General features: G+C 67.4%; 23 protein-coding genes. 15 read left to right on the top strand and 8 right to left on the bottom strand.

Translation table 11 applies throughout. From position 1 onward, the window contains the following. Positions 1-188: 188 nt before the first annotated feature. The 6 genes from ACE3RX_RS04555 to ACE3RX_RS04530 form a co-directional block, all read right to left on the bottom strand. A complete protein-coding gene (locus tag ACE3RX_RS04555) occupies positions 189-437 on the bottom strand; it encodes a helix-turn-helix domain-containing protein (protein WP_374480774.1) in 249 nt (82 codons plus the stop codon). Between the two features lie 117 nt (positions 438-554). Next, positions 555-1,067 carry a rhodanese-like domain-containing protein gene (locus ACE3RX_RS04550; RefSeq protein WP_374480772.1) on the bottom strand — a complete coding sequence of 171 codons (513 nt, stop codon included), beginning with the start codon at positions 1,065-1,067 and terminating at the stop codon, positions 555-557. A 210-nt stretch (positions 1,068-1,277) separates the two neighbouring features. Continuing rightward, positions 1,278-1,931 carry an energy transducer TonB gene (locus ACE3RX_RS04545; protein WP_374480770.1) on the bottom strand — a complete coding sequence of 218 codons (654 nt, stop codon included), beginning with the start codon at positions 1,929-1,931 and terminating at the stop codon, positions 1,278-1,280. Further along, positions 1,928-2,356: an ExbD/TolR family protein gene (locus tag ACE3RX_RS04540; protein WP_374480768.1), complete on the bottom strand. Its 429-nt coding sequence runs from the start codon at positions 2,354-2,356 to the stop codon at positions 1,928-1,930. Before ACE3RX_RS04540 ends, ACE3RX_RS04545 begins: the two co-directional genes overlap by 4 nt. Before the next feature lie 14 nt (positions 2,357-2,370). Then, positions 2,371-2,802 carry an ExbD/TolR family protein gene (locus tag ACE3RX_RS04535; RefSeq protein ID WP_374480766.1) on the bottom strand — a complete coding sequence of 144 codons (432 nt, stop codon included), beginning with the start codon at positions 2,800-2,802 and terminating at the stop codon, positions 2,371-2,373. Between the two features lie 18 nt (positions 2,803-2,820). Next, the gene (locus tag ACE3RX_RS04530; protein ID WP_374480764.1) at positions 2,821-3,693 is read right to left on the bottom strand and encodes a MotA/TolQ/ExbB proton channel family protein; all 873 of its coding nucleotides are present in this window, start codon (positions 3,691-3,693) and stop codon (positions 2,821-2,823) included. A gap of 429 nt (positions 3,694-4,122) precedes the next feature. Here ACE3RX_RS04530 and ACE3RX_RS04525 point away from each other — a divergent pair, with 429 nt between their 5' ends. The 8 genes from ACE3RX_RS04525 to ACE3RX_RS04490 all read left to right on the top strand — a co-directional run bounded on the left by ACE3RX_RS04525 (position 4,123) and on the right by ACE3RX_RS04490 (position 18,032). Next, positions 4,123-5,127, top strand: coding sequence for a sigma-54 interaction domain-containing protein (locus tag ACE3RX_RS04525; RefSeq protein WP_374480762.1), 1,005 nt, complete (start codon positions 4,123-4,125; stop codon positions 5,125-5,127). A 4-nt stretch (positions 5,128-5,131) separates the two neighbouring features. Beyond that, a complete protein-coding gene (locus ACE3RX_RS04520; protein WP_374480760.1) occupies positions 5,132-5,686 on the top strand; it encodes a hypothetical protein in 555 nt (184 codons plus the stop codon). 299 nt (positions 5,687-5,985) lie between these two features. Then, positions 5,986-7,296 (top strand): MdtA/MuxA family multidrug efflux RND transporter periplasmic adaptor subunit, encoded by a 1,311-nt coding sequence (locus ACE3RX_RS04515; RefSeq protein WP_374480758.1) that lies wholly within the window; start codon positions 5,986-5,988, stop codon positions 7,294-7,296. After that, complete coding sequence (locus ACE3RX_RS04510) at positions 7,293-10,358, top strand: MdtB/MuxB family multidrug efflux RND transporter permease subunit (protein ID WP_374480756.1); 3,066 nt, start codon at positions 7,293-7,295, stop codon at positions 10,356-10,358. Before ACE3RX_RS04515 ends, ACE3RX_RS04510 begins: the two co-directional genes overlap by 4 nt. 241 nt (positions 10,359-10,599) lie before the next feature. After that, entirely contained in the window at positions 10,600-13,698 is a 3,099-nt protein-coding gene (locus ACE3RX_RS04505) for a multidrug efflux RND transporter permease subunit (protein ID WP_374480754.1), read from the top strand. A 30-nt stretch (positions 13,699-13,728) separates the two neighbouring features. Continuing rightward, positions 13,729-15,123 carry an efflux transporter outer membrane subunit gene (locus tag ACE3RX_RS04500; RefSeq protein WP_374480752.1) on the top strand — a complete coding sequence of 465 codons (1,395 nt, stop codon included), beginning with the start codon at positions 13,729-13,731 and terminating at the stop codon, positions 15,121-15,123. A 76-nt stretch (positions 15,124-15,199) separates the two neighbouring features. Continuing rightward, positions 15,200-15,916 (top strand): cytochrome b/b6 domain-containing protein, encoded by a 717-nt coding sequence (locus tag ACE3RX_RS04495; protein WP_374480750.1) that lies wholly within the window; start codon positions 15,200-15,202, stop codon positions 15,914-15,916. A gap of 7 nt (positions 15,917-15,923) precedes the next feature. Further along, positions 15,924-18,032: a carboxy terminal-processing peptidase gene (locus ACE3RX_RS04490; protein ID WP_374480748.1), complete on the top strand. Its 2,109-nt coding sequence runs from the start codon at positions 15,924-15,926 to the stop codon at positions 18,030-18,032. A gap of 58 nt (positions 18,033-18,090) precedes the next feature. On the opposite strand, the gene ACE3RX_RS04485 is transcribed toward ACE3RX_RS04490, so the two are convergent. Then, complete coding sequence (locus ACE3RX_RS04485; RefSeq protein ID WP_374480746.1) at positions 18,091-18,834, bottom strand: hypothetical protein; 744 nt, start codon at positions 18,832-18,834, stop codon at positions 18,091-18,093. Between the two features lie 102 nt (positions 18,835-18,936). Continuing rightward, positions 18,937-19,422, bottom strand: a complete 486-nt coding sequence (locus ACE3RX_RS04480; protein WP_374480744.1) for a nuclear transport factor 2 family protein — start codon at positions 19,420-19,422, stop codon at positions 18,937-18,939. Between the two features lie 377 nt (positions 19,423-19,799). Here ACE3RX_RS04480 and ACE3RX_RS04475 point away from each other — a divergent pair, with 377 nt between their 5' ends. The 7 genes from ACE3RX_RS04475 to ACE3RX_RS04445 all read left to right on the top strand — a co-directional run bounded on the left by ACE3RX_RS04475 (position 19,800) and on the right by ACE3RX_RS04445 (position 26,352). Beyond that, positions 19,800-20,225, top strand: a complete 426-nt coding sequence (locus ACE3RX_RS04475; RefSeq protein ID WP_374480742.1) for a DUF6152 family protein — start codon at positions 19,800-19,802, stop codon at positions 20,223-20,225. A gap of 24 nt (positions 20,226-20,249) precedes the next feature. Next, entirely contained in the window at positions 20,250-20,495 is a 246-nt protein-coding gene (locus ACE3RX_RS04470) for a hypothetical protein (RefSeq protein WP_374480740.1), read from the top strand. 62 nt (positions 20,496-20,557) lie between these two features. Then, positions 20,558-21,361 (top strand): hypothetical protein, encoded by an 804-nt coding sequence (locus tag ACE3RX_RS04465; protein ID WP_374480738.1) that lies wholly within the window; start codon positions 20,558-20,560, stop codon positions 21,359-21,361. A gap of 11 nt (positions 21,362-21,372) precedes the next feature. Next, positions 21,373-22,347, top strand: coding sequence for a hypothetical protein (locus ACE3RX_RS04460; protein ID WP_374480736.1), 975 nt, complete (start codon positions 21,373-21,375; stop codon positions 22,345-22,347). Between the two features lie 249 nt (positions 22,348-22,596). Continuing rightward, positions 22,597-23,073: a rhodanese-like domain-containing protein gene (locus ACE3RX_RS04455; RefSeq protein WP_374480733.1), complete on the top strand. Its 477-nt coding sequence runs from the start codon at positions 22,597-22,599 to the stop codon at positions 23,071-23,073. Positions 23,074-23,161: 88 nt separating this feature from the next. Continuing rightward, complete coding sequence (locus tag ACE3RX_RS04450; protein WP_374480731.1) at positions 23,162-25,123, top strand: carboxy terminal-processing peptidase; 1,962 nt, start codon at positions 23,162-23,164, stop codon at positions 25,121-25,123. Between the two features lie 224 nt (positions 25,124-25,347). Beyond that, positions 25,348-26,352 carry an AI-2E family transporter gene (locus ACE3RX_RS04445; RefSeq protein ID WP_374480729.1) on the top strand — a complete coding sequence of 335 codons (1,005 nt, stop codon included), beginning with the start codon at positions 25,348-25,350 and terminating at the stop codon, positions 26,350-26,352. The last annotated feature ends 2 nt before the right edge of the window (positions 26,353-26,354 follow it).

Here is a 26,354-nt window from a genome sequence, read left to right as displayed (position 1 = left end):
GGTGCTGCCGGCATGATCGCGTGGGCCGCGGGGCCGCCCCCCCCACCCCTGGGGGGGCTATTTCTTTCGCCCGCGGAGGTTCATCACGGCAATCCGGGCGAATGAATTCGCCCCCACAGATTCAAAGCCCCGAGTCTCAAAGCCCTCAGTCGCACAGCAATGCAAGCCCCCCTCGACAGGCCCGGCCCCTACTCCGCCGCCAATCCCTCGAAACGGGCGATCAGCGCAGACGCGGGCAAACCAAGCGCATAGGCCAGCTTGCCCACGGTGAGCAGGGAAGGCATGGCTTTGCCGCGCTCCAGGTCACCGACGTAGGTGCGGTTGAGGTCGGCATATTCGGCGAGTTGCTCCTGGGACCAGTCGCGCTCTTCGCGCAGGCGGCGCACCAGGGCGCCAAAGCGGTTGGCCAGGCCGGAGAGGCCGATGGATGTGAGCATGGGGTGGATCCTTGTATGAGTCGGTGCGGGCTCAGGGCCCCGGGGACGACTCCCCTGTGGGTCGGACTTCACGGCGGGTCCGCCGGCAGCCCGTCCCGCAGGAGAGCAGGAGCGTGTTCAGTCCTGGATCCACGGCAGGCCGCGCAGGCGCCAGCCGCCGAGCGTGCCGCGGCGCTGCTCGCCGTCGAGATCGCCCTCGAAGCCTTCGAGAATGTTGAACGCATTGACGAAGCCGGCCTTGGCGGCCGCTTCGGCGGCGGAGACGGAACGCTTGCCGCTGCGACAGAGGAAGACCACCACCGCATCCTTCTTGACCTTGGCTTCGAGCTCCTTCACGAAGCGCGGATTGCGGTTCATCGACGTGCCGGTCGCCCAGGCCACGTGGATGCCGGCCGGCACATGGCCGACGAACTTGCGCTCCTCGGCAGTGCGCACGTCCACCAGCACGGCGCGGCCGTCGCTGACGAGTTGCCAGGCATCGGTCGGCGTGAGGCCACCGGCATAGGCCAGGCCATCCGCCTGAGCCTGTTGGCGAGCGTGTTCGAGAAGGGTTTCGGCGATGTCGGCACTGCCGCTGGAGGGTGCTGTCGCACTGTCCGCAGAAGCCGAATCGATGGAGGCATCGAGCATGAGCGTTCTCCCGCAAGTGAATGGCCGGCACCTGATGTAGCCGGCTGACGGGAGAACATTAACGATCCGTTCCGGCGGAACGAACCAAGAAGATTTCAGAAGCCTTGCAGTCCGCGCCTCATATGCACTGCACGAATCCTGATAAGCACACCGCCCGCGACTGGCGCGGGCGATGGGCACGGGCTTGCTGGCGCCGAAGCAGGATGCGGTTTACTCGGCTTCGAAGACGAACTGCTGGGTTGCCACGATCTCGCCTTCGCTGGCCACGCACTTGTACTGCAGCATGGCGTTGCGTACCGCGGCGTGGAGGATCTTCGGCCCGGACAGGATCGTCACGTCCCGCACCGCTCCGCCGCGGATGACCGCCTGGGCCTTGACCACGCCGGTCACGCCCTCGGCACCGCGGGGCACTTCGGGACGCACCTGGGTCGGGCAACTGGCGGCCATCTCGGCGCGCACCGGCTTCGGCGCAGCCACCGGTGCCGGCGGCGCGGGCGGGGCCGGCGGCGCGATGACCGGCGGTTCGGCCGGCGGCGTTGGCGTCGCCGCGGCGATCACCGGCGCTGCCACCGGCGGCGCCACGTCTGGCGGCGGCACATAGGCCGGCGGGGGCGGCGCGTTCGGCTTGACCGTCGGCTCCACCTTCACCACCTTCGGTGGCGGGGGCGGCGGAGGCAGCGTCACCTCCTGGATCACCGCCGCCTCCAGCGGCTTCTTGATGACCTTGACGACTTCCCGGGCCAGGCCGGACACCAGCGCATAGCCGAGGACGACGTGCAGGCCGACGACGACGATCAGCCCGGTCGCCTTGCGCTCCGGCGCCTTGGGCTGAAAACTGTAGTTGCTTGCGGTGATCGCGTTCATTCTATGAATTGCTCGCTGCCAATGACACCAATCTTGCTCAAACCGACCCGCTTGGTCGCCGCCAGGATGCCCGCCACCACTTCGTAGCGGGCATGCCGGTCGGGCCGCAGATGGACTTCAGGCTGGGTCGCCAGCGCGGCCACATCCTTCATCTTCTGCTCCAGTTCGGCCCCGTTGGCCACCGGAACACCCTGCCAATGCACGATGCTCCGGGCGTCCACATCGATCTTCACGACTTCCGGTTTCACATCGCTGGGCGGCGGGGTGCCGACCGGCAGGTTCAGATTGACCGCATGCAACTGGATCGGGATCGTGATGATCAGCATGATCAGGAGCACCAGCATCACGTCGATGAGCGGCGTGGTGTTGATGTCCACCATCACCTCGGCGTCGCTGCTGCTGCTCGAACCTACGTTCATACCCATGATTTCACTCCCTTTCAGCCGCCACGGGCCGGCGGTTCGGTGATGAAGGCCACCTTGGCGATGCCGGCACGCTGGCACGCATACAGGATCTTGCCGACGCCTTCATACTGGGCCGTCAGGTCGCCGCGGATCTGAACCTCGGGCTGCGGACGCAGCGCGGAAACCTTCTTCAGATGCTCCACCAGCGCCCCGGTACTGGCGACCTTCGAATCCTGGATGAAAATGGCGTTGCTCTTGTCCACCGAGATGACCAGATTCTCGGGTTTGGACTCCCGGACCTCGACGGTTTCCTTCGGCAATTCGACCGCCACCGAGGTGGTGGCGACCGGGATGGTGATGAGGAAGATGATCAACAACACGAGCATCACGTCCACAAGCGGCGTGGTGTTGATCGCGTTGATCACGGCGTCGTCATCCCCATCGGCGGGTGCAGCACTGATGGCCATGGCTTCGTGCTCCGGCGCTCAGGCCTTGCTGGCGGAAGCCAGGATGACCGAGTGCAGGTCGCTGCCAAAGGCGCGGACGTCGTCCAGCACGCTCTTGTTGCGGCGAACCAGCCAGTTGTAACCCAGCACTGCCGGCACCGCGACAGCCAGGCCGATGGCGGTCATGATCAGCGCCTCGCCCACCGGGCCGGCCACCTTGTCGATGGACGCCTGGCCCGCCACGCCGATGGCGGTCAGTGCATGGTAGATACCCCACACCGTGCCAAACAGGCCGACGAAAGGCGCAGTGGAGCCGACCGTCGCCAGGAAGGCCAGGCCACCCTGCAGACGGCTCTGGATACGCTCGATGGCGCGCTGGATGCTGAGCGTCACCCACTCGTTGAAGCCGACATGCTGCAGCAGGCCGTCGTGCTTCTTGGTCGCCTCGATACCGGCTTCGGCGATGAAGCGGAACGGGCTGGAGCCTTCCAGGTTCTCGGCGCCCTGCTGCACGGAACCGGCGCTCCAGAAATTGTCGGTGGTCTTCTTGGCCTGGCGGCCGATCTTGGACTGCTCCAGCAGCTTCACGACGATGATGTACCAGCTACCGATACTCATGGACAGTAGGATCAGCAGCACGGTCTTGGTGATCGCGTCGCTGCCCTTCCACAGGGCCTCGAGGCCGTAGGGGTTATCGACGGACTCGGTGGCCGCCGGCTTGCCGGCGTGGAGGTCGGTGCCCACAGCGGCGGACGGTGCGGCGGCAGGCGCGGAAGACTCGGCCGGGGCCACGGCGGCGCTCGGCTGGGCCAGCACTGAACCGGAGAAGGAGGCACCCGAGGCGGCGATCATGACCGAAGCGATGACGGCCGAAATACGGGAACGTCCCTTGGTTATCTCAAAATTGAACATGCTAATTCTCCAAACAGATAAACAGGATCGGCAGGACACGGCACCGAAATATCAAGAAAAGAGGCAAAAGGCCGACAAACGGAATAAGCTAATTCACAATCAGAATAAGGAATTGCCGCCAGCAAAATCGAAAAAATGCCCTCTGAACGCACATCGCACGCTCCATGCCAGAATTAAAAACTCTTAAAAAACAAAACAATGCACCCCAATCCAAAAAAACCGGGAATTAACTTGCTGATCGCTCAGCACACTTGCTGGTGAACAGCCAACAGTTGTGCTGACAAAGGGGCAGATATGTATTTCAGAAATTCTTTGTTACTAACGGGGGAACTCGGTACCTACAATGAGCGCCAATAGAAACCCCCGGTCCGACGAAAAATGAACCACGCCCCGCACATCATTACATTCCCCGACCCCCGCTCGGTTTCCATGTCCATTCGTGCCAGCGCCGTGGTGTTCGCCGACCCGCGCTCGCTACAGCTGCTGTCCCTGATCGACCGGGTGGCCCCAAGCAACGCCAATATCCTGATCATTGGCGAAACCGGTACCGGCAAGGAGCTGGTGGCGCGCCAGGTTCATCTTTCCAGCCTGCGGGCAGGCCAGCCTTTTCTGGCCATCAATTGCGGCGCCTTTTCCGAAACCCTCTTCGAAAGCGAATTGTTCGGCTTTGAGAAAGGCGCCTTCACCGGGGCAATGAATTCCAAGGCCGGCTGGTTCGAGGCGGCCAATGGCGGCACCCTTTTCCTCGACGAAATCGGAGATCTGCCGCTGCCGATGCAGGTCAAGCTGCTGCGCGTGCTGCAGGAGGGCGAAGTGGTGCGCATCGGGGCGCGCAAGCCGGTCAAGGTGGACGTACGCCTGATCGCGGCGACCAACGTGGACCTGGAAAAAGCGGTCGCCGAGGGCCGCTTCCGGGAGGATCTCTATTACCGGCTGAAAGTCGTCTCCCTCGATCTTCCAATTCTGCGGGAACGTCCGCGCGACATCATTCCGCTGGCCCGCCATTTCATCCACAAATACGCCACGCGCCTGGACATCACCGAACCGGGCATTTCCCCGCAGGCGGAACGGGCCCTGCTCGAATACCAATGGCCGGGCAATATCCGCGAGCTCGAAAACGTCATTCACCGGGCCCTGCTGGTTTTCCACGGCAGGCAGATCGAGGCGGAAGACCTGCACCTTCTGGGCCCCCAGATCGACCGCACGCCGCGCGATCAGCCGGCCACCCCGGCCGACCTGGAGGATTCATTCACGCGCTATTTGAAAAACCTTTTCGAGGAAGGCAAGGAAGGCCTGTTCGACCATATCGTCGATCACACCATCAATACCGCCTACGAATGGGAACACCTCAACCAGGTCCGCACCGCTCGGCTGCTCGGCATTTCCCGCAATGTGCTGCGCACCCACCTGAAGCGCATGCAATTGATCGACTGAAAAAATGGCCGGCAAATCCTACGTCGACGCCAATTACCGCTTCATCGCCGCCTACCAGGAAATAAACGCCCGCATCGCCCAGCGCCAGCAAGCGCTGGCGCTTTATGTGACGCTGGTCGTCAGCATGCTGGCGGCCCTCGTCGCCCTGAAGCCCGGCGTGATTGCCGGGCATGTGCCGGTCGAATGGCTGATCCTGGGTTTTCCAGTGGCATCTACCTGCCTGGCCTTTCTCAATTTCAAGGCCGAGCGGGCCATCACCAATCTGCGCCGTTTCGTGTCGTCGCTGGAACGACTGGAGCTCGATAGCCACGGCCTGCCCAGCTACAACACCGATCCGCAATGGGCTGCAGTTGCCAACAAGGCCCGGCGCTTTCACGACTTCGCGGCCGCCGTGCTGGTGGCAGGCGGCAATGGCATCGGCCTGGCGGCCGGCCTCAGCATCTATCCCGAGCGCCTTGGCGAGAATGTTCCGCTGCTCGGCTCGGCGGTCCTGATCAGCCTGCTGTCCCTGACGGCCCTTTTGCTCAGCCCGAAATGGAGTTTCCGTCCGGACGAATAAGCCCGTGCCTGCTGGGCAGCCAACAGCCCCACAACAGCCATGCTGGCAAATCAACCCATTTCGGCCAGCACTGAACCCTGCGTCAATTTCCTGCCAATCCAGTCACATGACGACGAAAAAACACCGGCGAGCACAGGATTCCCGGCGTCGGCGCGGCCAAATCGAATCTGGAATAGTTTTTCTCGAAAAGAGAAAAAAGAGCGGCACGAAACCTGCAATACCGCCAGCAAACGAATTGCCCTCCGGCCCTGCGAATTGCTCCGGTGCGCTCGATTACGCACCGACATCCGATACCCGCCATGAAAAAGAAAGTCATCTGGACCTCGATCGCTGTCCTGCTCGCCGCCACAGCAGGGACAGCCACCTATTACCGTTCCGGTGAGGCCGCCGAAACCAAAAAGGCCGAAGCCGGCCCGCGTGGCGACGGCCCCCGTGGCGAAGGACCGCGGGGCAAGGGCGGGCGCAACCGGGACTTCGGCAACCGCCCGGTTCCCGTCCAGACCGCCGCGTCCCGCGCCGGCGATATCGACGTGAATGTGAACGCCATCGGCACCGTCACCGCCCTCAACACCGTGACGATCAAGCCCCGCGTGGATGGACAGTTGCAAAAGATCGCCTTCGGCGACGGCCAGCAGGTCAAGGCCGGCGACCTGCTTGCGGAAATCGACCCACGCCCCTTCAAAGCCGCCTTCGACCAGGCTAGCGGCCAGTTGCAGCGCGACGAGGCCCTGCTCGCCAACGCCCGCCTCGACCTGGAGCGCTACCGCGGCCTGCTCGCCAAGGACTCCATCGCCCGCCAGCAGGTGGATGCCCAGGAGGCTCAGGTACGCCAGCTGGAAGGCACCGTGCTGGCCGACCGGGCGCTGGTGGACACCGCGCGCCTCAACCTCGGCTTCACCAAAGTCACCGCGCCGGTGGCTGGCACCCTCGGCCTGCGCCAGGTAGACGCCGGCAACATGGTCCGCGCCGCCGACGCCAGCGGCCTGGTGGTCCTCACCCAGACCCAGCCGATCACCGTGCTGTTTTCCATTCCCTCCACCAATCTGCCGGCCGTGCAGGCCCAACTCAAGAAGGGCAAGGGGCTCAGCGTGGAAGCCTGGGACCGGGACGGCCGCACCAAGCTGGCAGGTGGCCACCTGGTCAGCACCGACAACCTGATCGACACCAGCACCGGCACGGTCAAGCTGAAGGCCCAGTTCGACAACAAGGACGGTGCCCTCTTCCCCAACCAGTTCGTCAGCGCCCGCCTGCGCGTGGATACCCGCCACGACGCGGTGCTGGTGCCCTCGGCGGCCATCCTGAAGGGCAACCAGGGCAGCTTCGTTTACGTGATCAACGAGCAGGACAAGACCGCGAGCATGCGCCCGGTGGTTACCGGCCCCGGCACCGCCGACACCGTCGCCATCGAGTCGGGCCTGTCGGTCGGCGAGAAGATCGTCGTGGACGGCGTGGACCGCCTGCGCGACGGCGCCCCGGTGGAACTCTCCTCGCCCGAGGGGCGCCAGGGCGGCGGCCGCCATCGTGGCGAAGGCGCCCGCAACGAGGCCAAGCAGGGCACCGATCACGGCGGCGACGGCGAGCGTCGCAACGAACGCAAGAAGCCGGCATGAACCCGTCGCGCACCTTCATCCTCCGCCCGGTCGCCACCTCGCTGCTGATGGTGGCGATCCTGCTGGTCGGCCTGATCGCCTACAAGATTCTGCCGGTGTCGGCGCTGCCCGAGGTGGAATACCCGACGATCCAGATCGTCACCCGCTACCCGGGCGCCAGCCCGGAGGTCACCACCTCGGCGATCACCGCGCCGCTGGAACGCCAGTTCGGCCAGATGCCGGGCCTCAAGCGCATGTCGTCCACCAGCGGCGAAGGCATCTCGGTCATCACGCTGCAGTTCGACCTGTCCCTGGCGATGGACGTGGCGGAGCAACAGGTGCAGGCCTCCATCGCCAACGCCAACAGCTTCCTGCCGCAAGACCTGCCGATGCCGCCGGTGTACAGCAAGGTCAATCCAGCCGACGCACCCATCCTGACCCTCGCCGTCAGCTCGTCCAGCCTGCCGCTGGCCAAGCTGGCCGACCTGGTGGATACCCGCGTGGCAATGAAGATCTCCCAGCTGCCGGGCATCGGCCTCGTCACCATCGGCGGCGGGCTGCGCCCTGCGGTGCGTGTGCAGGTCAATCCCCAGGCCCTGGCCTCGGCCGGCCTCAGCCTGGAGGACGTACGCAGCGCCATCGCCAACGCCAACGTGAACATGGCCAAGGGCAGCTTCGACGGCCCGGTGCGCGCCACCACGCTGGACTCCAACGACCAGCTCAAGTCCGCCGACGACTACCGCAACCTGACCATCGCCTGGAAGAACGGCGCGCCGATCCGCCTGTCCGACGTGGCCGAAGCCGTCGAGGGCGCCGAGAACACCCGCCTCGCCGCCTGGGCCGACCGCAATCCGGCGGTGATCATCAACATCCAGCGCCAGCCCGGCGCCAACGTCATCGAGACCGCCGAGCGCGTGCGTGCGCTCTTGCCACAACTGGAAGCCGACCTGCCCACCTCCGTGGATCTGCGCCTGCTCACCGACCGCACAACCTCGATCCGCGCCTCGGTGCACGACGTGCAGTTCGAACTCGCCCTGGCCGTGGCGCTGGTGGTCGGCGTGATCTACCTGTTCCTGCGCAGCCTGCCGGCCACCGTGATCCCGGCCGTCGCCGTGCCGCTGTCGCTGGTCGGCACCTTCGCGGTGATGTATCTGGCGGGCTTCAGCATCAACAACCTGACCCTGATGGCGCTGACCATCGCTACCGGCTTCGTCGTGGACGACGCCATCGTGATGATCGAGAACATCAGCCGCCACGTGGAAGAAGGCGAGACGCCGCTGGAAGCGGCCCTGAAGGGCGCGAAGCAGATCGGCTTCACGATCATCTCGCTCACCGTTTCGCTGATCGCCGTGCTGATCCCGCTGATCTTCATGGCCGACGTGGTCGGGCGCCTGTTCCGCGAGTTCGCCATCACCCTGGCGGTGTCGATCCTGATCTCCGCGGTGGTGTCGCTGACCCTCACGCCGATGATGTCGGCGCGCCTGCTCAAGCCCCTCGGCCACCGCCCCGACGACAACGGCGCCGTCTTCCAGGCCATCGTGGACCGCTACGCACGCATGCTCACCTGGGTGCTCGACCGCCAGGGCCTCACCCTGCTGGTGGCCGTCGGCACCCTCACGCTGACGGCGCTTCTGTATGTCTTCATTCCCAAGGGCTTCTTCCCGGCCCAGGACACCGGGCTGATCCAGGCCATTTCCGACGCCCCGCAGGACATCTCCTTCAGCGCGATGGCCGAGCGCCAGCACGCCTTGGCGGACATCGTGCTGGAAGACCCGGCGGTGGACAACCTGTCGTCCTTCATCGGCGTGGATGGCACCAACACCACCCTCAACAGCGGGCGCATGCTGATCAAGCTGAAGCCCAAGGACGAACGCAATGCCGACGTCGGCGAGGTGATCCACCGCCTGCAGGAACGCCTGCAGGTGCGCCGCCCCGACACCAAGCTGTACATGCAGCCGGTGCAGGACCTCTCCATCGAGGACCGCCTGTCGCGCACCCAGTACCAGTTCAGCCTGGAAAGCACCAACGAGGCCCAGCTCGCCCAGTGGTCCGGACGCCTGCTGGACAAGCTGCGCGGCCTGCCCGAACTGGCCGACGTGGCCAGCGACCTGCAGGACCAGGGCACCCAGGCCTTCGTGGATATCGACCGGGACAGCGCCGGCCGCCTCGGCATCACTCCGGCGGCCATCGACAACGCGCTGTACAGCGCCTTCGGCCAGCGCCAAGTGTCCAACATCTTCACCCAGTCGGCGCTCTACCGGGTGGTGCTGGAGGTGGCGCCGGACTTCCAGCGCAGCCCGGCGGCCCTCGAACACATCTACGTGCCGGCCGCCAACGGCCGCACCGTGCCGCTGTCATCGGTGGCGCGGATCAGCGAGCGCAAGACGGTGCTGGCGGTGAATCACGTCGGTCAGTTCCCGGCGGTGACCCTGTCCTTCAACCTCGCCCCGGGCGTGGCGCTGGGCGACGCGGTCAAGGCAATCCACGCCGCCGAGGCCGAGCTGGGCCTGCCGCGCAACATCCGCAGCAGCTTCCAGGGCGCTGCGCTGGCCTTCCAGGCCTCGCTGGACAACACCTTGCTGCTGATCCTGGCCGCGGTGGTGACGATGTACATCGTGCTCGGCGTGCTCTACGAGAGCTACATCCACCCGATCACCATCCTGTCCACGCTGCCGTCGGCCGGCGTCGGCGCGCTGCTGGCCCTGCTGGTGTCCGGCCACGAGCTAGGGATGATCGGCATCATCGGGATCATTCTGCTGATCGGCATCGTCAAAAAGAACGCCATCATGATGATCGACTTCGCGCTGGAGGCCGAGCGGGAGCGCGGCCTGTCGCCCCGCGAGGCGATCTACGAGGCCTGCCTGCTGCGCTTCCGGCCGATCCTGATGACCACTCTCGCCGCGCTGCTCAGCGCGCTGCCGCTGATGCTCGGCAACGGTGTCGGCTCCGAGCTGCGCCAGCCGCTGGGCATCACGATGGTCGGCGGCCTGCTGGTCAGCCAGGTGCTGACGATCTTCACCACCCCGGTGATCTACCTGGCCTTCGACCGCAGCGCCCGGCGCTGGAAGGAAGCCTGGGCATGAGCAGGCACGCGCCGAGGGCGAATGAATTCGCCCCTACAATTTGCGCGCCCCTCCCCCGTGGGGGCGAATTCATTCCCCCACGGACACCATCGAACCCACCAGGGGCGAGTGAATTCGCCCATGCGGTTTGCGACGCCCCCCCCATGGAAATGTCCCGTGGGGGCGAATTCATTCGCCCGCGGACGCCGTCGAACTCACCAAGGGTGAATGAATTTGCCCCCACCGGGTGGGAGGATCGCCAATGAGCATCGCCTCGATCTTCATCCGGCGCCCGGTCGCCACTTCCCTGCTCGGCCTGGCCATCGCGCTGGTCGGGCTGGTGGCCTACAAGCTGCTGCCGGTGGCCGCCCTGCCGCAGGTGGATTACCCGACCATCTCGGTGTCGGCCAACCTGCCCGGCGCCAGCCCGGAAACCATGGCTGCCACCGTCGCGACGCCACTGGAGCGGGCCTTCGGCACCATCGCCGGGGTTACCGAGCTGACCTCCACCAGCACCCTCGGCAGCACCCGCATCACCGTCCAGATGGACCTGGACCAGGACGTGGAAACCGCCGCCAAGAGCGTGCAGGCCGCCATCAACGCGACCCGCCCGCAACTACCCAGCGGCATGGCCGGCAACCCCAGTTACCGCAAGATCAACCCGGCCGACGCGCCGGTGCTGATCCTGGCAATGACCTCCGACTCAGTCTCGCGGGCGGCGATGTACGACTTCGCCTCCACAGTGCTGGCCCAGCGCCTGTCCCAGGTGAAGGGCGTCGGCCAGGTCAACCTGGGCGGCGGCTCGCTGCCGGCGGTACGCGTGGAGGTCGATCCTGCCACCCTCGCCTCCGCCGGCATCGGCGTGGAGAGCGTCCGCCAGGCCATCGACAACGCCAACGTCAATCGCCCCAAGGGCAGCCTGGAAGGCGGCCAGCGCCACTGGCAACTCGGCGCCAGCGACCAGGCCAGCAAGGCCGCCGATTACATCCCGACCATCGTGTCGTGGAAGAACGGCGCCGCGGTGCGTCTGCAGGATGTGGCCCGCGTCAGCGACGCCGAGCAGGACACCCGCAACACCGGCATCGCCGACGGCAAGCCGGCGGTGATCCTGCTGATCAACCGCCAGCCGGACGCCAACGTGATCGAGACCGTCGAGCGGGCGATGGAAGTGCTGCCGATGCTGCGCGAGGAGCTGCCCCCCGGCGTGAAGCTCGACGTGGTGGCCGACCGCACCGTCACCATCCGCGCCTCCCTGCGCGAGGTGCAGCACACGCTGCTGCTGTCGGTGGCGCTGGTGATCATGGTGGTCTTCCTTTTCCTGCGTAACGTGCGCGCGGCGATCATCCCCAGCGTCGCAGTGCCGGTGTCCCTGCTCGGCACCTTCGCAGTGATGTACCTGGCCGGCTTTTCGCTCAACAACATCTCGCTGATGGCGCTGGTGATCGTCACCGGCTTCGTCGTCGATGACGCGGTGGTGGTGCTGGAGAACGTCAGCCGCCACATCGAGGCCGGCATGAAGCCCTTCGACGCGGCCCTCAAGGGCGCCCGCGAAGTGGGCTTCACGGTGCTGTCCATGAGCCTGTCGCTGATCGCGGTGTTCCTGCCGATCCTGCTGATGGGCGGCATCATCGGACGCTTCTTCCGGGAGTTTGCGGTGACCCTGTCGGCGGCCATCCTGGTGTCGCTGGTGGTGTCCCTGACCCTTACCCCGATGATGTGCGCACGCCTGCTGCGCGCCCATCCCAAGCCCGCGCCGGACGCCCGCCCCGGCTTCGGCAGCCGCCTGATGGATGGCGTGCTGCGCGGCTACGGGCGCAGCCTGCGGGTGGTCCTCGACCACCCATGGCTCACCCTCGGCGTACTGCTCGGCACCATGGCCTTCAATGTGTACCTCTACGGCGTGGTGCCGAAGGGCTTCTTCCCGCAGCAGGACACCGGCCGCATCATGGGCTTCATCGACGCCGACCAGCGCACGTCCTTCCAGTCCATGCGCGGCAAGCTGGAGCATTTTGCAGCCATCGTCGGGCGCGATCCGGCGGTCGCCAACGTGGTCGGCTACGCCGGCGGCAGCGGCGGCCCGCGCGGCGGTGGCGGCATGATGTTCGTCACCCTCAAGCCGCTGGCCGAACGCGACGCCAGCGCCGACGAGGTGATCGCTCGCCTGCGCGGCAAGCTCGGCCATGTGCCCGGCGCCAGCCTGTTCCTCGTGGCCGCGCAGGACATCCGGATGGGCGGGCGGATGTCCAACGCCCAGTACGAGTTCACGCTGCAGGCCGACTCGCTGAAGGATCTGAAGACCTGGGAGCCGCGCATCCGCGACGCGATGCGCAAACTGCCCCAGCTGGAGGACGTCAATTCCGACCGCCAGGACAAGGGCGAGCAGACCTTCCTGAGTATCGACCGGGACGCGCTGGCCCGCCTCGGCCTCAACCAGCGCCTGGTCAATGCAACCCTCAACGATCTGTTCGGCCAGCGTCTGGTGTCCACCATCTACGGCCCGCTCAACCAGTACCGGGTGGTGCTGGAGGCGCCGCCCGCCTATCTGCAGGGGCCCGAGGTGCTCAACGACCTGTTCTTCGTCAGCCCGGCCGGCGCCCGCGTGCCGCTGGCCGCCTTCGCCCGCTGGGAGGCCGGCCCCACCCCGCTGGCGGTCAACCATCAGGGCGGCAGCGTGGCGACGACGATCTCCTTCAACCTGCCCCTCGGCACATCGCTGTCGGAGGCTACCGACGCGGTGCGCCAGGAGATGGCCCGCATCGGCGTGCCGACCTCAGTGCACGGAAGCTTCCAGGGCAACGCCAAGGCCTTCCAGGCCTCGCTGCAAAGCCAGCCGCTGCTGATCCTGGCGGCCATCGTGGCGGTGTACCTGATCCTCGGCATCCTCTATGAGAGCCTAATCCACCCGCTCACCATCCTGTCCACGCTGCCGTCGGCCGGGGTCGGGGCGATCCTGGCGCTGCTGCTGTTCAAGACCGAGTTCGGCATCATTGCGCTGATCGGCGTGATCCTGCTGATCGGCATCGTCAAGAAGAACGCCATCATGATGGTGGACTTCGCCATCGACGCCGAGCGCAGCCGCGGCCTGGCGCCGCGGGAGGCCATCTTCGAGGCCTGCCAGCTGCGCTTCCGGCCGATCATGATGACCACCCTGGCGGCCCTGTTCGGCGCGCTGCCGCTGGCCTTCGGCGTCGGCGACGGCGCCGAGATGCGCCAGCCGCTGGGCATCACCATCGTCGGCGGGCTGATCCTCAGCCAGTTGCTGACCCTGTACACCACTCCTGTCGTGTTCCTGCAGCTCGACCGCCTGCGCCGCGCCGCCGGCCGCTGGCGCTCGGCCCGACTGGCCATCGCCCGGCCCTGAGCCTCCCCCATTTCTGCCATGCCTTTCTCCATGAAGCACAGCCTCCTCGTCTCCCTCAACCTGCTCGCCCTCGCCGGCTGCGCCGTCGGCCCTGACCACCACCGCCCGGAGGCCGCCGTACCGGCCCAGTTCCGCGAAGCCGCCGGCTGGAAGCTGGCCGACCCCGGCAACGGCCCGCAGGCCGGCGAATGGTGGAAACGCTTCGGCGACGCCCAGCTCGACGCGCTGGTGGACGAAGCCGGCCGCGCCAACCAGAACATCCGCATCGCCGAGGCGCGCTACCGCCAGGCCAGCGCCCTGCTCGACGCCGCCCAGGCCCAGTATTTCCCGACCCTCGGCAGCAACCTGGCGGTGACTCGCAGCCAGGGCGCCACCACCAGCACCGGCAGCACCGCCAACATTCCGGCCCGCAACACCAGCAGGCTGTCCCTCACCGCCAGCTGGGAGGCCGACCTGTGGGGCCGCATCGCGCGGACCAACGAGGCCAGCGCGGCCAGTGCCGCGGCTGTGGCCGCCGATCTGGCCGGCGCGCGACTGAGCGCCCAGGCCGCCGTCGTACAGGCCTACCTGCAACTGCGCATCAACGACGCCCAGCACGCCCTGCTGGTACGTACCGTGGCGGCCTACAAGCGCTCCGCCGAGATCACCCGCAACCGCTTCGATGCAGGCGTTGCCGCCCGCGCCGACGTCACCCAGGCCCAGGCCCAGCTGAAGACCGCCGAGGCCCAGCTGATCGACCTGGACGTGCAGCGCAAGCAGCTCGAACACGCCCTCGCGGTATTGACCGGACGCGCACCCGGCGAACTGGTGCTGGCCCCGGCCACCGCCATTCCTCCACTTCCCGCAGTACCCGGCGTACTGCCGTCCGCGCTGCTCGAACGACGCCCCGACATCGCCGCCGCCGAACGGCGCGTCGCCGCCGCCAACGCGCAGATCGGTGTCGCCCAGGCAGCCTTCTTCCCGACCCTGACCCTCGGCGCCAGCGGCGGCACCCAGAGCAGCGCGCTGCAGCGGGTGTTCTCGCTGCCCAACCATTTCTGGTCCCTCGGCCCCAACCTGGCCCTGACCTTGTTCGATGCCGGCGCCCGCAACGCCAAGAAGGCCCAGGCTGTCGCCGCCTGGGACGAAACCGTCGCCAATTACCGCCTGACCGTGCAGACCGCCTTCCAGGAGGTGGAAGACAACCTCGCCGCGCTGCAAACCCTCGAAGCCGAGGCGGCAGCCCAGGCCGAGGCCCTGGCCGCCGCGACCGAAACCCTCGAACTGGTGAACAACCAGTACCTGGCCGGCACCGTCAGCTACCTCAACGTGACCAACGCCCAGACTGTCGCCCTCAATGCCGAGCGCGCCCGCCTCGACATCATGGTGCGCCGCCTGAGCGGCAGCGTGGCCCTCTTCAAGGCCGTCGGCGGAGGCACCCTGTGATTGCGCAGCCGTCCTGTAGCCCGGGCGCCGGCCCGACTTGAAAAACCGGATTTCTTCCCCACATCCAGGAGCAAACATGAACCGTCAACGCATCTGGGATCTCCCCACCCGTCTCTTCCACTGGTCGCTGGTGGCCAGCGTCGCCTTCGCCTACGTGTCCGGCAAGATCGGCGGCAACCTCATCGAATGGCACGGCCGTGCCGGCTACCTGATCGTCGGCCTGGTGATCTTCCGCATCGTCTGGGGCTTCGTGGGCTCCGCCACAGCCCGCTTCAGCAACTTTGTACGCGGCCCCGGCGCAATCCGCGCCTACCTGCGCGGCGAATGGCGCGGTATCGGTCACAACCCGATCGGCGCCCTGTCGGTGCTGGGCCTGCTGGCCCTGGTCGGGGCCCAGGCCGCCACCGGCCTGTTCACCAACGACGACATCGCCTTCCAGGGCCCCTTTGCCGACCTGGTCGGCAAGGACGCCTCCGACAGCTTCCACTCCTGGCACGCCTGGCTGCAGAACGGCCTCCTCGCGCTGATCGTCCTGCACGTGGGCGCCATCGCCTTCTACCTGCGGGTCAAGGGCGAAAACCTGGTCAAGCCGATGATCACCGGCTGGAAGGACGTGGACGCCCACACTCCGGTCCACGCCCACCATGCCAAGCGTGGCGGCGGTCTGGTAGCCTTCATCCTCTCGCTGCTGATCGCTGGCGGCGCCACCTACGCGGTGGCCGGCGGACTGCTGCCGACCCCCGCAGCAGCCCCGGCCCAACCGGCCGCCACCTCCACTACTCCCGCCTGGTAATCGCCCCATGAAAAAGCGCCTGATCGGAACCCTGCTGGCCCTGGCCTTCTGCGGCACGGCACTCGCCGACGCCCCGCAACCGAGCCTCACGCCGACCTCCGAGCAGGCGCAAGCGGCGTACCTCAGCTCGATGTTCCTGAGCCGCTACCACTATGCGGCCAAGCCCCTCGACGATGCGCTGTCGGAGAAGATCTTCGACGCCTACCTGAAGTCCCTCGACCCGGAACGCGTGTTCTTCACCCAGGTCGACATCGACGGCTTCGCCGACCTTCGCACCCAGCTCGACGACGCCATCCTGCAGGGCGACCTGGAAGGCCCCTTCACGATCTTCCGCCGCTACCAGGCGCGCTCCGCCGAGCGCCTCGCCTACGCCCGCAAGCAGCTCGCTGAGGGCTTCGACTTCAGCGTGGACGAGAGCTATCCCCTCGACCGCAGCAAGGCGCCCTGGCCGAAGGACGACGCCGAGGCCCAGGACCTGTGGCGCAAGCGCGTCAAGAACGACTGGCTGCGCCTGCGCCTGGCCGGCAAGGAAGACAAGGCGATCCGCGAAACCCTCGAGAAGCGCTACGACAACTTCATCGCCCGGAGCGCCAAGAACAAGAGTGACGACGTCTTCCAGATCTTCATGAACGCCTATGCCGGCGCCATCGAGCCGCATACCAGCTATCTCGGGCGCGGCTCGGCGGACTCCTTCGACATCGCCATGCGCCTGTCCCTGGTGGGCATCGGCGCGGTACTGCAGGAGCGCGACGACTACATCACGATCCGCGAACTGACCCCCGGTGGGCCGGCCGCGCGCTCCGGCAAGCTGGCGGTCGGCGACCGCATCGTCGGCGTAGCCCAAGGCGAAGGCGCACCGATGGCCGATCTGGTCGGTGCCCGTGTGGACGAGGCGGTCAAGCTGATCCGCGGCACCAAGGACACCCGCGTGGTCCTCGACATCCTACCTGCCAACAGCGGACCGGACGGCCGCCACAAGACCATCGTGCTGGTCCGCGACAAGATCAAGCTGGAGGAGCAGGCCGCCAAGAAATCCATCTCCCGCGTCGACCTGAACGGCAAGAACCTGCGCGTCGGCGTCATCACCCTGCCCGCCTTCTACGAGGACTTTGAAGGCCGCCGCCGTGGCGACAAGGACTACCGCAGCGCCAGCCGCGACGTGGCCCGCCTGATCGGCGAGCTGAAGAAGGAGCGCGTGGACGGCCTGATCCTCGACCTCCGCGACAACGGCGGCGGCTCCCTGCGCGAAGCCGTCGAACTGACCGGCCTGTTCATCGACACCGGCCCGGTCGTCCAGCAACGCAATTCGGAAGGCCAGATCGAGGTGGAAAGCGACGAGCGCGCCGGCGCCGCGTGGGACGGCCCGCTGGCGGTGATGATCAACCGCGGTTCGGCCTCCGCATCGGAAATCCTCGCTGCTGCGCTGCAGGACTACGGCCGCGCGCTGCTGATCGGCGAGCCGAGCTTTGGCAAGGGCACCGTGCAGACCCTCATCGACCTGGACGAAGTCGCCAAGAGCAAGAAGCCCCAGCTCGGCGAACTGAAGATGACCATCGCCCAGTTCTTCCGCATCAATGGCGGCACCACCCAGCTCAACGGCGTGACGCCCGACATCCGCTTCCCGTCCGCCTTCGAGGCCAAGGAGTTCGGCGAGACCGGCTTCGACAACGCGCTGCCGGCGATCCAGATCCCGCCCGCCAGCTACAAGCCCGCCTCCGACCTGCAGGCCATCCTGCCCGACCTGCAACGGCGCCACGAGGCCCGCGCCAGCAAGGACAAGGCGCTGCGCGAACTGGCCGAGGACGTGGCCGAGGCCCTCAAGCTGCGCGACAAGCAGGAGCTCTCCCTGCAGGAAGAGGAACGCAAACGGGAAAAGGAAACCCGCGAGGCACGCTTGCGCCAGCGCGCCGGCGCCGAAGCCGCCGCCCACCTGGGCGATGACGGCCTGCAGGGCGGCGAGCGGAGCCTGCGTGCCGAGCTCGACTCCGAAAAGGCCCTCAAGGGCCGCAAGGACGTCCTGCTGCAGGAGGCCACCCGCATCGTCGGCGACGAGATCGAACTCCTCGCTCCCCGGCGCCGCATGGCCCAGGGCAACGACGCGCCGGTCCGGCGCTGAGGCCAGACACTCACCGTAGGGGCGAATTCATTCGCCCCTACGGTTGGCTTTCCCGTCTTCAAGGGCAATTCGTCGGCACTGCCAGCGCCTCGGCCGGGCCATCCCGGGCGAAATCCGGCGGTGGTTTAAGGCAATAGACACGCCCCGACTCGGTGGTGATCCGCAGGATGCCGCCACCGAGTTGCTCCTCCCCTGCCGGCCGCTTGCGCAGGGCCCGGTCGAGTTCGGGCAGCACGGCTCGATCAGCCGCAGCCGCACGTCCGCCGGCGCCCCTCAATCCCCCCTCCGCACCGTCCCTCGCGGCCTCGCGGCCGATATCCCGCGCCATGCGGCGGGCACTGTCGAGAAGGTCCGCGCTGACCGGCGCCCGTGACGACTCGGTAACAGACGCCGCAGGCGCCGATGTGGGCGGGGCAAGCGGCGCAGACGGTACCGGCATGGCCATCGGCGGCGCGGGCACGGCCGCCTGGGCACCACGCGGGCTGCGGGACAGCGGCCCGCGCTCCGGAGCGAACTGCGACTGAGGCGACTCGGGCGGCCGCGCAGACTGCGCGACCGTAGCTGGTGCTGGCACGCGCCAGCTCACGCGCAACGGAGGCAGCTCTAGCCGCGAGGCCGGCGCCGGCAGCGTCAGCGCGAGGCCGAGCAACCCATGCAGCACCACCGCCAGCAGCAGATAGGGCGCCAGGTGCCTCAACGCAGCGCCATCGGTACCGTGCCGCGGCAAGGCACCAACAAGGTCTAGCGGTTCAGTTCGCGAGACGCCTGCTGGCGGCACCCTGCGGGTCAAGCACATAGGCAACCTGCGGATCACGCCGCGTGCCCAGGCTATGCCAGCCGGCGGGCCACGGCATCCACGTCCGAGACCCGTCCCTGCCGGACATGCACGCCGACGGTCATGACGTTAATGGCGAGTCGCCGCATCCCAGTGCTCGACGATGCGCCCATCCCGGACGCGGAACAGGTCGAACCAGGTGGACGTGTAGGTTTTGCCGGCCTCGCGGGGGTCCGGGTATTCGCGCACGAAGCTCAGCAGCACCAGTTCGCCCTCGGCGACGATGCTGACGATGGGCGTGCGCACACGGGCCTCGATCGGTTTCGGCTTGGCCACCTTGCCGAAGAACTCGACGAAGCCGGCCCGCCCGGTAGGCACCCGCGGGTTGTGCTGGACATAGGACTCCGCCAGGTATTTGTCGGCCAGTTCCAGATGTCCGCCCTCGAACACCTCGCGCCAGAAATCGTAGACCAGGCGCTTGTTGGCGGCCTGGCGCGGGTCGGCGCTGGCCAGCAGCGCGTCATGGTCAGGATTACCGGTGACCGGCTCCGAGGCAGCCACCTGGCCGACGCTGAGCAGGCCCATCAGTGCCAGGGCAAGGAGATTGTTTTTCATTTGTTCGTCATTTTACGGAAGATCATCAAGCGCCATACAACCCAACTTGCATCGCAATGCGGCGGCGGCCGTGTGGCCGGGCCGTTTGTGCAGCAACTTCCGCGCCTGCCAATTCAGGCCCCGCCTGCGGCGACGCATCCTCCGCAGCTGTTGAAATCCGCGAAACCCGGTTGCCCGGCTGTCCCGCTGGCAACAGCCGGTGGGGCCCAGGCACCGGGCAGACCTTCCCACCACGTTTCCACGACCTTGCCGGGCATGGGCGGCGCGCACTTGTTTCTCAAGGCATTTATGGCGATGCAACAAAGAGGCTTAGCTATCGGCATCGACGATGGCCCCGGAATTGCTGGAGGTGCGCAACCGCGAACAGGAGAACCGCCATGTCCCATCCCATCTGCCGCGCCAGCCGCTTGCCGGCCCTCGCGCTGATCGCCCTGCTGGCCGGCAACAGCTTACCGGCCCATGCCCACCACGCCTTCGCCGCCGAATTCGACGCTGACCAGCCGCTGGAACTGAAGGGCACCGTCACCAAGGCCAAGTGGGTCAATCCCCACAGCTGGCTGTATTTCGACGTCAAGAATCCGGACGGCACCGTGACCAACTGGGGCGTCGAGTTCGGCGCGCCCTTCACTCTGGCCCAGAAGGGGCTGACCAAGGCCGAGCTTCCGCCCGGCACCGAAGTCCGCGTGAAGGGCTACAAGGCCAAGAACGGCGGCCCCTTCGGCTACTCGGTGTCGGTCGCGCTGGCCGACGGGCGGAGCTTCCAGACCGGCGGCGCGCAGGACGTACCCACCGCCACCCGCTGAGGCCGCTCACCGCCCCCATCGCCCATGCCCCGCGGCGCCTTCCCCCGCATCGGCAGCCGGAACCTGCTCGCCTTCGCCCTCGCCACCCTGCTGGGGGCCGGCACCCTGTCCGTCGCGTCGACCGCCGGCGCCCTCCTGCTCGAATGGACCCGCAGCCTGGACCCCGACACCGGCAGCCTGCTGCGACCAGCGCTGGTGGTACTGGCAGGCGTGTTCCTGGGCCTCGGCGTGCTGCTGCGGCGCCAGCGCAGCGGCCGTCGCAAACCCTGAGTAGGCACAGGCCAACCGACTCCCCGAGCCATCCTCACACCTCAACGCCCCAGTCCGAGCTGATGACCACAACCAACACCCGGCGGGCCTTCGGCCTCGCCCTCCTGTGCGCCACGCTGGCCACGGCCCTGCCGCCGCTGGCCGGCGCCGCCGGCAACACGGCCGCCAAGGCGCCCCGCACGGAACGCATTCCGCGCCTCGCCAACGGCAAGCCCGACTTCTCCGGCATCTGGCAGACCACCAGCGCCGCCGACTACGACCTGGAGCCCCACGCTACGCGCAAGGACGCGCCGCCCGGCCCCGGCATCGTCGAGGGTGACGCCATCCCCTACCTGCCAAAAGCCCTGGAGCAGCGCCGCAAGAACTTCGAGGCCCGCAACAGCGCCGACCCGCGCCTGAAGTGCTTCACCCTCGGGGTGCCGCGCGGCATCTACTACCCCGAACCCTTCCAGATCTTCCAGCGCGAGCGCGACCTGACCCTGCTGTTCCAGTTCGGCCACTCGGTGCGCACCATCCACACCAACGGCACCGACCACCCCAAGGTGCCCAACGACTGGTGGCTCGGCGACTCCCGCGCGCGCTGGGAAGGCGACACCCTGGTAGTGGACGCGAAGCACTTCAACGATGAGACCTGGCTCGACCGCGCCGGCAACTTCCACAGCGACGCCCTCCACGTGGTGGAGCGCTGGCGCTACCTGGACGCCAACACCATCGAATACAAGGCCACCCTCGACGACCCGCAGGTCTACAGCCGCCCGTGGACCCTCGGCGTGCTGCTGCACCGCCACCGGGAGAAGAACTTCCAGCTCATCGAGAACTACTGCTACACCCTCGACTATGACCAGCACTACCCGCCCAAGCCGTGAGGGAGGAGTCCATGAAGCATGAAAACCACCGCCGCCGCCCCACAGCCCTTGCTGCCGGCCTTCTGGCAATCCTGCCTGTCCTTGCTGCTGCCCAGCAGGCCGCGCCGCGGACGCCACCGACCCGTGGCATCTTCATCGAAAAGTCCTTTCCCGCCATCGAGTCAGGCAAATGGAGCGGCCCGCGCCTGGCCGACGGCCAGCCCGACGTGCAGGGCCACTGGTCCAACACCGTAGGCAACCACAACAACTGGACCGACCCGCAAGGCGGCATCCCCGGCGATCCGCAGACCCGCAACCGCAAGCTCGGCCCGCGGGCCGAACGCGCACCGAGCCGCGTCAGTGATCCCGCCGACGGGCAGGTGCCCTTCCAGCCGTGGGCGAAGGCCGCCCAGGAAGACTTCCTGGCCCACTTCTTCAACCCCACCGAGCCGAAGTACATCGAGCCGCTGGCCCGCTGCGCCCCCGGCGGCGTGCCCAAGTCCTTCATCTGGCACGGCTATGAGATCCGCCAGTTCCCGGGCTACGTGGTGTTCCTGTTCAACTCCGGCACCCGCGTCATCCACCTGGACGGCAAGCCCCACCTGCCAGCCGCCATCAAGCTGTGGAACGCCGACTCCCGCGGCCATTGGGAAGGCAACACGCTGGTAGTGGACGTCACCAACAACAACGGCAAGGCCTTGTTCGGCCGCACCGGCGAGTTCGCCAGCGAGAACGCCCACATCGAGGAACGCTATATCTTCTCGGCCGACGGCACGCGCTACAACTACGTGGCCCGGATCACCGACCCCACCGTCTACACCCGACCGTGGACCGCCACCATCCCGGCGGTGCGCTACACCGCCAAGGACGCGCCGGACGGCTGGCACTTCGAAACCACGCTGGCCAACCACCCGAAGGGCGAGGTCATCGTCGAGCGGGACGAGCGCATCTGCGTGGAGAACAACGGCGGCTTCGGCAACGTGGCCGCCGGTACCCCGGCACGCTGAAGCAGCAGGCCCCTGCTGCCCATGCAGCAACAGCGCTGACCGCCCGGCTGGTGCGCCGCCAACAGCCGGGCAACCAGTGCACCGTTGCGGCCGGCCGCCGCGCCGCGCCAGTCAGCGGACAAAAGTGCCAATTTTCAGGGGCTTGCCCATCCCGGGCAGGCTAGCGCGCGGGCCGGCGCGATTGTTGCAAAACGAAGGCAGGACACCGCCCCGCGCGGATTCGACCCACACCCAAAACCAAGGACCATGATGAAAGCCAAGCTCCTGCTCGCCGCGCTGATCGCCGCCGGCTCCACCCTCGCCATCGCCCAGCAGGCCGCCCCCGCCGCGGGCGCCCAGCAACCCTATGTGGCCCCGCCCTGGACCTACAAGACCAAACAGCTCAACCGCACCGAGATCGACGCGCTGCTGGCCAAGCCCGGCCAGGTGCTGGTCCTCGACGTGCGCCGCCCGGACGAGCTGATCTCCAAGGGCAGCTTCCCGGTCTTTCTGAACATCCAGACCGCCGACGTCGAGAAGTACGCCGACTACATTCCCAAGGACCGTACCATCATCACCGTCTCCAACCGCGCCCACCGGGCCGGCGACGTGGGTGACAAGCTGACCGCCCGCGGCTTCAAGATCGCCGGCGCCGCCGGCACCCTGGACTATGAAGACCAGGGCGGCAAGGTGGCCCACATCACCCCGCCGCCGCCCCGCGCAGCCACCGCAGCGGCTGCCAAGTAAGTCCCCCGATGAAGCCGGCCCCGCCTGCTGCCGTCCATTCGGGACGTCCCGGCGGCAAGCGGGGCCAGCCCGCGCACCCGGAGATTCCATGAAACCGCTCCTCTGGTGCCTGACGGGCATCGTCGCCAGCGCCGCCCACGCCACGCCGCCGGAGCTCGGCCCACAGCCCTGGCAGGGCCAGGCCGCCAACCTCGCCTCCCAGCTGGTCGGCCACTACCACTACACGCCGGTCGCCCTCGACGATATCCAGTCGGAGCGCATCTTCACGCGCTACCTCAAGGCACTCGACCCGGACCGGCTTTACCTGCTGCAATCCGATATCGACAGCTGGCAGGGCGCCCGCCTCCAGCTGGACGACGCCATCCTCGCCAAGGACTTGCGCGTCCCCTTCGCCATCTACAACCGCTACGCCCGGCGCGCCGACGAACGCTTCGCCCAGGCCCGCAAGCTGCTGGCGGCCGGCTTCGATTTCAGCGTCGACGAGACCTACCCGCTGCGCCGGGACAAGGCGGAGTGGGCCCGCAGCAGCGCCGAGCTGGACGAACTGTGGCGCAAGCGCGTCAAAAACGACTGGCTGCAGCTGCGCCTCGCCGGCCAGGACGATGACACCATCCGCCGCAGCCTGGAGCGCCGCTACACCGGCCTCCAGCGCCGCCTCGAACAGGCTCGCAGCGAAGACGCCTTCCAGCTCTTCATGGGCGCCTACACCAGCAGCATTGACCCCCACACGGCCTACCTTGGCGCCCGCGCGGCCGGCGACCTGGACATCTCCATGAGCCTGTCCCTGGTCGGCATCGGCGCGGTGCTGGAGGATAAGGACGACTACGCGACGATCCGCGAACTCACCCCCGGCGGGCCGGCCGCGGCGTCCGGACGGCTGCACGTGGGCGACCGCATCGTCGGTGTCGGCGAGGGCGACCAGGGCCAGGTCGAGGACGTGCTGAGCTGGCGCCTCGACGACATCGCCGCCAAGGTGCGCGGCAAGGCCGACACCGTGGTGCGACTCGACATCCTGCCCGGCGGCACGCAAGGTGGCCCGCTGCAGTCCGTCGCGCTGGTGCGCAAGAAGATCAGCCTCGACGACCAGGCCGCCAGCAAGGCCATCGTCGACACCGCCGAAGGCGGCCGGCAGCGGCGCATCGGCATCATCACCCTGCCCGCCTTCTACCAGGATTTCGAGGCCCGCAATCGTGGCGAAGCGGGTTTCCGCAGCGCCACCCGCGACGTCGCCCGCCTGCTCGCCGAGCTGCGCGCCGACAAGGTCGACGGCCTGGTGGTGGATCTGCGCGACAACGGCGGCGGCTCCCTCGACGAGGCCGTCGAACTCACCGGCCTATTCATCGAGACCGGCCCGGTGGTGCAGCAGCGCGACGCCCATGGGCGCAACCAGGTCAGCGGCGACAACAACCCGGCCGTGGCCTGGAGTGGCCCACTGGCGGTGCTGATCGACCGCAACTCGGCCTCCGCGTCGGAGATCTTCGCCGCCGCGATCCAGGACTACCGGCGCGGCGTCATCCTCGGTGAGACCAGCTACGGCAAGGGCTCGGTACAAACGCTGGTGAACCTGGACCGCATGGCCAACGGCAGCCCCAACGGCGCCAGCGGCCTCGGCGAACTCAAATTCACCATCCAGCAGTTCTTCCGCATCAACGGCAGCACGACCCAGCTGCGCGGCGTGAAGCCCGACGTCGTACTGCCGGTGCTGCCCGCCCACGCCCAGCCGGGCGAAGCCAGCTACGACAACGCGCTGCCCTTCCTGCGCATCCGCGCCGCCAACTACGACACCCTCGCCCCCCTCGACGACAGCGCCAGTACCCTGCAGCAGCGCCACGCGGCGCGGGTCGCCGCCAGCCCCGAACTGCAGGCCCAGCAGGCCGCACTGAGCACCTTCGAGGCACGCCAGGCGCGCGTCGAGGTGTCCCTCAAGGAAGCCGTGCGGCGCACCGAGCAGGCCGCCGAGGCGCTCACACCGGCCCGGCCGGCCGGACCCGACCTGCTGCAACGCGAGGCCGCCCGGGTCCTCAGCGACCGCATCGAACTGTCCCGCTGAGAGCGCCCCCACGCTGCAAGCTCCGCTCCTGTGGGGGCGAATTCATTCGCCCAAGGAAGTCGAATGACGCGCGGAGGGCGAATGAATTCGCCCCTACAAATATCTCCTCACAGATGCCCCCAAGCGCCCCCCGACAGGCACCCGGCCGGACTCATCCCTGCCCCGAGTTGTCACTGCCACAGGCGTAGAATGGCGCCCTGACTCGCACAGGGCTTCATCGACCGATGGAAAGACAGTACAACTGGGTAAAGAGCAGCTCCTACCTTTTGGCCGCCGGCGGCATCCTGGCGGTGCTCGGCCTGCACCTGCTGCAGGCCCTGTTCGCCGGCATGCTGGTGTTCCTGCTGGTGCAGCTGGCCCAGCCGCTGGTTGGCCGGGTGGTCGCCGGGTCGCGCGGCAAGCTGGTGGCAACGGCGATCCTGGCGATCCTGATCATCGCCGGTATGGTCGGACTGGGCCTGTGGATCGCCTCGATGTTGCACGGCGGCGCCGGCCTCGATGCGATCTGGAGCAAGATGGCCGAGACCCTCGACAGCGCCAACGACGTGCTGCCACCGTGGCTGCTCGGCAGCCTGCCGAGCAGCGGCCCCGAGCTGAAGGCCGAAGCGGTGCACTGGCTGCGCGAACACGCACCGGAACTCCGCCTGCTCGGCAAGGAGGCCGGTCTCGCCGCCGCCCACATCCTGATCGGCATGGTCATCGGTGCAATGGTCGCGGTCCACGAGGTGTCGTCGCGTAGCGAGCGACGCCCCCTCGCTGCCGCGCTGCACGAGCGGGTCGGCACCTTCTACAAGGCCTTCCGCCGGGTCTTCGTGGCCCAGGGCAAGATCGCCGCGCTCAACGCCTTCTTCACCGGCCTCTACCTGCTGGCCGTGCTGCCGGCGCTGGGCATCCACCTGCCCTTCGGCAAGACGATGGTGCTGATCACCGCCATCGTCGGCCTGCTACCGGTGGTCGGCAACCTGATCTCCAACTCCATCATCGTGATGATCAGCTTCTCGGTGTCGCCCTATGCGGCGCTGCTGTCCCTGCTGTTCCTGATCGTGCTGCACAAGGCCGAATACTTCCTCAACGCCCGCATCGTCGGCGGCGAGATCGACGCCAAGGCCTGGGAGATCCTGGTCGCGATGGTCCTCATGGAAGCCCTCTTCGGCTTCGGCGGCGTGGCGCTGGCGCCAGTGGTGTACGCCTACATCAAGGCCGAGCTGAAGGCCGCCCGGCTGATCTGAAC

Origin of the sequence: Zoogloea sp., assembly GCF_041914405.1 — a bacterium.
Lineage (GTDB): Bacteria > Pseudomonadota > Gammaproteobacteria > Burkholderiales > Rhodocyclaceae > Zoogloea.
Note: the sequence above shows the minus strand (reverse complement) of the source record. Positions and strands in the feature narration are given on the sequence as shown.